The following is a 5,762-nucleotide window of genomic DNA, read 5'->3' as shown; positions in this document are numbered from 1 at the left end:
GGGTCCCGGCCTTCGCCGGGACGACGGTGGAATGTATGGCGATCGCTTATCAAGCGGACGACGGCGGTGGTTGTGGTGGCTACCGCCCCTTCGCCTTCCGCCACGCCGCGAAATCCTTCAGCGTCTGTTCGTCGGTCGCAGGATAGAGCCCGAAGATGCCGCGGCCGTTCTGGACCTGCTCGGTGACGAAATCCTCGAACGCGGTCATCTCGAAGGTCTCGTCGGCGATCTCGTCGGCGAGATGCGCCGGGATCACGATGACGCCGTCGCTGTCGCCGAGGATGACGTCGCCGGGAAACACCGGCGCATCGCCGCAGCCGATCGGCACGTTGATCTCGATCGCCTGATGCAGCGTGAGGTTGGTCGGCGCGCTCGGACGATGATGAAAGGCCGGGAAGCCGAGCCGCGCGATCTCGGCCGAATCCCGGAAGCCGCCGTCGGTGACGACGCCGGCGCAGCCACGCTTCATCAGCCGCGTCACCAGGATAGCGCCGGCCGACGCTGCGCGCGCATCCTTGCGGCTGTCCATCACCAGCACCGCGCCCACAGGGCAATCCTCGATCGCCTTGCGCTGCGGATGCGCACGATCGCGGAACACCTCGATCCCGTTCAGATCCTCGCGCGCCGGCATGTAGCGCAGCGTGAAGGCCTCGCCGACCATGGTCGGCTGATCCGGGCCGAGCGGATGAACGTCCTGGATCATCTGGATGCGCAAGCCGCGCTTGAACAGCGCGGTCGCGACCGTCGCGGTGGAGACAGATTTCAGCTTGTTGCGAGTGGTGTCGTTGAGTTTTGACATGATGCTTTGTCCCCGGCTGTCATTCCGGGCACGCGAAGCGTGAACCCGGAATCTCGAGGTTCCGGGTTCACTTCGCGCCCCGGAACGACGGTGTGATGAACTAATAAATCGACGGCTCGCCGACCGGCTTGCCAAAACCGGACTCGAGGAAATCGAAGTCGCAGCCCTCATTGGCCTGCTTGATGTGCTTCGAGAACATCCAGCCATAGCCGCGCTCGAAGCGCTGCTCGGGCTGCTTCCATTCGGCGCGGCGCCTGGCCAGCTCTGCCTCCGGCACATCGAGATTGATGGTGCGCGCGGCGACGTCGAGCGTGATGCGGTCGCCGTTTCGCACCAGCGCCAGCGGGCCGCCGATATAGGATTCCGGCGACACGTGCAGGATGCAGGCGCCGTAGCTGGTGCCGCTCATGCGCGCGTCCGACAGCCGCACCATGTCGCGCACGCCCTGCTTCACCAGCTTGGTCGGGATCGGCAGCATGCCCCATTCCGGCATGCCCGGCCCGCCCTGCGGGCCGGCATTGCGCAGGATCAGCACGTGATCGGCCGTGACGTCGAGATCGGGATCATCGACCGCCTTCTTCATCGACGGATAGTCGTCGAATACCAACGCAGGCCCGGTGTGCTTGAGGAAACGCGGATCGCAGGCGCTTGGCTTGATGACGCAGCCATCGGGCGCGAGATTGCCCTTCAACACCGCGAGCGCGCCTTCCTTGTAGATCGGGTTGTCGACGGTGCGGATCACGTCGTCATTGTGCACCTCGGCGCCATCGATGTTCTCGCCGAGCGTCCTGCCGGTGACGGTGATGCAGTCGAGATGCAGATGCGGCTTGATCCGGTTCATCAGACCGGGCAGCCCGCCGGCATAGAAGAAATCCTCCATCAGATAGAGGTCGCCGCTCGGCCGCACATTGGCAATCACAGGTACCTTGCGGCTCGCGATCTCGAAATCGTCGAGCGAAATGTCCTGGCCGGCGCGGCGCGCCTGCGCGATGAGGTGAATGATGGCGTTGGTCGAGCAGCCCATCGCCATCGCGACCGTGATCGCGTTCTCGAAGGCCTTGCGAGTCTGGATCTTCTGCGGGGTCAGATCCTCCCACACCATCTCGACGATGCGGCGGCCGGCCTCCGAGCTCATGCGGATGTGGTTGGCGTCGGCCGCGGGGATCGACGAGGCGCCCGGCAGCGTCATGCCGATCGCTTCCGCGATCGCCGTCATCGTCGAGGCCGTGCCCATGGTCATGCAGGTGCCGTAGCTGCGGGCGATGCCGGCCTCCATGTCGACCCAGTCCTTGTCGGAGATCTTGCCGGCTCGGCGCTCGTCCCAGTATTTCCAGGCGTCCGAGCCGGAGCCCAGGGTGCGGCCCTTCCAGTTGCCGCGCAGCATCGGTCCGGCGGGCAGGTAGATCGCCGGCAGGTTCATGCTGGTGGCCCCGAGCAGCAGGCCGGGCGTGGTCTTGTCGCAGCCGCCCATCAGCACCACGCCGTCGACCGGATGGCCGCGCAGCAGTTCCTCGGCATCCATCGCCAGCATGTTGCGGTAGAGCATCGTGGTCGGCTTCAACAGCGATTCCGACAGCGACAGCGCCGGCAGCTCGAGCGGAAAGCCGCCGGCCATCAGCACGCCGCGCTTGACGTCGTCGACCCGGCTCTTGAAATGCATGTGGCAGGGCTGCGCATCCGACCAGGTGTTGATGATCGCGATCACCGGCCGGTCGCGCCACTCTTCCGGCGCGTAACCCATCTGCATCGCCCGCGATCTGTGGCCGAAGGCGCGCAAATCGTCGGGCGCAAACCAGCGCGCGCTGCGCAATTGATCCGGGGTCTTGTTCTTCTTCGTCATCGCCATTGTCTCGATGTCATGGGTCTCGACATTGCTCGCACGCGCGCGGTTCGGGCGCGCCTGCCCTGCGTCAGGCATATACTCGATTTTCTGACGTGTCGTCCCGCGCCCGGCGCAGACGTGCCGTTCGCTCAACGTGCGCCGCACAGGCTCCGCAATGTGGCGATCGGAACGTAAACCGGCCGTGGCCTACTTTTGCTGCGCCGTCATCACGATGCGGACCAGATCGGCGGCGTTGCGCGCGCCGAGCTTCTTCATGATGTTGGCGCGGTGATCCTCGATCGTGCGCGGGCTGATGCCGAGGTGGCGCCCGGCCTCCTTGTTGGAGGCGCCCGCGGTGAATTGCTCGAGCACCTCGCGCTCGCGGCGGGTCAGCGGCTCGCGACCCGGGAAATGCAGCGCGGCGATCCGCGACGCCGAGGTCTCGGCCTGGCGCCTGGTGTAGGCGTCGATCGCCTCGTTAAGACGGCTCACGATCTCGTTGCCGCGGAACGGCTTCTCGATGAAGTCGAGCGCGCCGTTCTTGATGGCGCTGACCGCCATCGCGATGTCACCCTGACCGGAGATCATGAAGATCGGCGCCGGATAATCCTCGCCATGCAGCTCCCTCAGGATATCGAGGCCGGATTTGCCGGGAATATGCACGTCGAGCAGGATGCAGGCCGGTGTCCTGCTGCGCGCCACCGCGAGCAGCGCCGCGCCGTCCGCAAAGCAGATCACCTTGTAACCAGCGGTCGACAGGACCACTGAAAGCGTCTCGCGAACGGCGGGATCGTCGTCGACTACAAAAATTTCCCCGCGCGGAGCGCCATTCTCAACCATATGCATCGTCCATTAGTGGTGAAACGTGCTGCCCTGACCGCACAAGAACTAACTCGACCATCTCGATCAATGGACCCGTATTTGTACGGGACGTCCGCTTAACGCACAAGTAGCACCGCGTTCCCTAAAAGTGGGGGGCAGTGGAGAAACATGCATGGAAAATGCAGCGTCGGACCGCGTTGCGGCGCGCTTGGACGAGGGCAATGATCCCTGCGGTCTGATCGTGACGGACCTGGTCGCGCTGATTGGCCATGTCCAGGCGAGCCTGCGGCTGATCGAAGCGGCGATTGCGCGAGAGGCCTTGCTGGCCGCGCGGCAGGCCGACGCCGACCCCGTCGTTCTCGACGACGTTACCCCGCGCTACCTCACAGCATCCACCGCCCTGAAGGCATGCGATGCCGGCCTCGGCACGGCGCTCGACCGCCTGCGCGATTCCGGGGCAGCAGCGCGTCTGCTGAACTGACCCGCCGCCACGACAGGTTCGGCCCAACCACCTCGATTGTCCCGACGACGCCCAACCCATCAGGCGACGATCTGTTCCACGCATCGTCCGGATTGGCCGCGGGCCTTGCCCGCTTGGTCGGATCAGGTCGTCCTGACGTCAGGCCCTGGCCCGCTCTTCGTCCGCGGACGATCGCCGTTTGCTCGGCTTGCCCTTGAGAAAGCTGACGTCCATTTCGGTGCCGTTGACGCGGACCAGTTCGCAACGGCGATAGGCAAGTCCGGTCGAGGACAGCAGGAGGAAAAACTCCTTCAGGTTGAGCCCCTGAATGGAACCTTCGACGGTCAGCGAGGCATCGGTGTCGGAGATGGCATTGAGCTGGCAGTCACGCCGCCAGGTGCCGTCGATGGCCATGATGCAGACGTCGACACCCCGGCTGAAGGTGACCCGCTCAATGGATTTGCCGTCCTCGGTCATTGCTCAATATCCGACCGCCATGGCAGGCTTCGGCATGGCGAGCACGCCCCGCACCCCGCTCGGCCGGTACAGGCCGCGCCGCTCGGGAATCGGCTTGAACGTGTCGGTCAGGCCGACCACGGTTTCGGCGGCGCCCAGCACCAGGAAGCCATCGGCCTCCATCAACCGGGCGAGACGGTTGAAGATATTGATCTTGGTGTCCTGATCGAAATAGATCAGCACGTTGCGGCAGAAGATCACGTCGAACGAGCCGAGCTGGGAGAAATCGTGCAGCAGATTGAGCTGGCGGTGCTGGACCATCGCGCGCAACTCGGGATTGACCTGCCAGAACTCACCCGACTGCTTGAAGTACTTGACCAGCATCTGGATCGGCAGTCCGCGTTGCACCTCGAACTGGCTGTAGATGCCGGCCTTCGACTTCTCCAGCACCTCCTGCGACAGATCGGTCGCGATGATCTCGACGCGCCATCCGGCAAGCGCCGCGCCCATTTCCTTCAGGCACATCGCCAGCGAATAGGGCTCCTGGCCGGTCGAGCCGGCGGCGCACCAGATCCGGACGCTGCGGCGCGCGGCGCGTGCCTTCAGCATCTCCGGCATGATGGTGTCGCGGAAGTGCTCGAACGGCACCTTGTCGCGGAAGAAGAACGTCTCGTTGGTGGTCATGGCCTCGACCACCTGGACGGTGTGCGCGGACGAGCCCGCCTTGATCTTGGCGACCAGGTCGGGGATGCCGGACAGGCCGCTTTTGCGCGCCAGCGGCAGCAGGCGGCTCTCGATCAGATATTGCTTGTCCGCGGACAGATCGAGACCGGACTGGTCCTTCAGGAGCTTACGCAGATACTCGTAGTCGGGGGGCGTCACGGGAGCCTCACAAGGGACTGAATGGTGAAACTGGGTGTCAGGCTTCGGCCGAAGCGTCGAGCGCCAGCAGACCCACTTCCTGGAATTTCGCGATCACGATGTCCTTGTCGAACGGTTTCATGATGTATTCGTTGGCGCCGGCATGCAGCGCCCGCGAGATGTGGTCGATGCCGTTCTCGGTGGTGCAGAACACGACCTTGGGCTGATCGCCGCCGGGCATGCGGCGGAGCTGCACGAGGAATTCGAAGCCGTCCATGACCGGCATGTTCCAGTCGAGCAGCACGGCATCCGGCAGCGCGCGCTTGCAGGCGTCGAGCGCGACCGCGCCGTCCTCGGCCTCGATGACGGTGAACTCCATTCCTTCCAGGATGCGGCGCGCGATCTTTCGCACCACGCCGGAATCGTCGACGACGAGACATGTCTTCATGGGTTGGCCTCCTTGTGGAATCCACCGTCTCCGCGGTGGAGTGTTACGCTGCAGCAGCTGTTTTGGGCACCAGTTCGAGCACGCGATCGACGTC

Annotated in this window: 7 protein-coding genes; 1 reads left to right on the top strand and 6 read right to left on the bottom strand. The window is 64.6% G+C overall.

Annotation, left to right across the window (positions count from 1 at the left end):
- Positions 1 to 79: 79 nt before the first annotated feature.
- The 3 genes from AKL29_RS07260 to AKL29_RS07250 form a co-directional block, all read right to left on the bottom strand.
- Entirely contained in the window at positions 80 to 799 is a 720-nt protein-coding gene (locus AKL29_RS07260) for a ribonuclease activity regulator RraA (protein ID WP_050383631.1), read from the bottom strand.
- A gap of 100 nt (positions 800 to 899) precedes the next feature.
- Entirely contained in the window at positions 900 to 2,639 is a 1,740-nt protein-coding gene (gene araD, locus AKL29_RS07255) for an L-arabinonate dehydratase (RefSeq protein ID WP_050383646.1), read from the bottom strand.
- A gap of 189 nt (positions 2,640 to 2,828) precedes the next feature.
- The gene (locus tag AKL29_RS07250) at positions 2,829 to 3,461 is read right to left on the bottom strand and encodes a response regulator transcription factor (RefSeq protein ID WP_018269422.1); all 633 of its coding nucleotides are present in this window, start codon (positions 3,459 to 3,461) and stop codon (positions 2,829 to 2,831) included.
- A gap of 154 nt (positions 3,462 to 3,615) precedes the next feature.
- On the opposite strand from AKL29_RS07250, the gene AKL29_RS07245 reads away from it, so the two are divergent.
- Positions 3,616 to 3,924 carry a hypothetical protein gene (locus AKL29_RS07245; RefSeq protein ID WP_050383630.1) on the top strand — a complete coding sequence of 103 codons (309 nt, stop codon included), beginning with the start codon at positions 3,616 to 3,618 and terminating at the stop codon, positions 3,922 to 3,924.
- A gap of 138 nt (positions 3,925 to 4,062) precedes the next feature.
- Here the strand turns inward: AKL29_RS07245 and AKL29_RS07240 are convergent, their stop codons facing one another.
- The 3 genes from AKL29_RS07240 to AKL29_RS07230 are packed head-to-tail and all read right to left on the bottom strand — an operon-like array spanning position 4,063 to position 5,668.
- Positions 4,063 to 4,380 carry a hypothetical protein gene (locus AKL29_RS07240; protein ID WP_028338017.1) on the bottom strand — a complete coding sequence of 106 codons (318 nt, stop codon included), beginning with the start codon at positions 4,378 to 4,380 and terminating at the stop codon, positions 4,063 to 4,065.
- Positions 4,381 to 4,383: 3 nt separating this feature from the next.
- Positions 4,384 to 5,241 (bottom strand): CheR family methyltransferase, encoded by an 858-nt coding sequence (locus AKL29_RS07235; RefSeq protein ID WP_050383629.1) that lies wholly within the window; start codon positions 5,239 to 5,241, stop codon positions 4,384 to 4,386.
- Positions 5,242 to 5,278: 37 nt separating this feature from the next.
- The gene (locus tag AKL29_RS07230; RefSeq protein WP_050383628.1) at positions 5,279 to 5,668 is read right to left on the bottom strand and encodes a response regulator; all 390 of its coding nucleotides are present in this window, start codon (positions 5,666 to 5,668) and stop codon (positions 5,279 to 5,281) included.
- Positions 5,669 to 5,762: the final 94 nt, after the last annotated feature.

It is taken from the genome of Bradyrhizobium pachyrhizi (genome assembly GCF_001189245.1).
GTDB classification, from domain to species: Bacteria; Pseudomonadota; Alphaproteobacteria; order Rhizobiales; family Xanthobacteraceae; genus Bradyrhizobium; species Bradyrhizobium pachyrhizi.
The sequence above is the reverse complement of the archived record's forward strand: the minus strand, read 5'-3'. Positions and strand labels throughout refer to the sequence as shown.

Bases quoted from the DNA above. Each gene is read 5' to 3' on its own strand.
- AKL29_RS07260 (WP_050383631.1), bottom strand. From the start codon at position 799: ATGTCAAAACTCAACGACACCACTCGCAACAAGCTGAAATCTGTCTCC.
- araD (WP_050383646.1), bottom strand. From the start codon at position 2,639: ATGACGAAGAAGAACAAGACCCCGGATCAATTGCGCAGCGCGCGCTGG.
- AKL29_RS07245 (WP_050383630.1), top strand. From the start codon at position 3,616: ATGGAAAATGCAGCGTCGGACCGCGTTGCGGCGCGCTTGGACGAGGGC.
- AKL29_RS07240 (WP_028338017.1), bottom strand. From the start codon at position 4,380: ATGACCGAGGACGGCAAATCCATTGAGCGGGTCACCTTCAGCCGGGGT.
- AKL29_RS07230 (WP_050383628.1), bottom strand. From the start codon at position 5,668: ATGAAGACATGTCTCGTCGTCGACGATTCCGGCGTGGTGCGAAAGATC.
- AKL29_RS07250 (WP_018269422.1), bottom strand. From the start codon at position 3,461: ATGGTTGAGAATGGCGCTCCGCGCGGGGAAATTTTTGTAGTCGACGAC.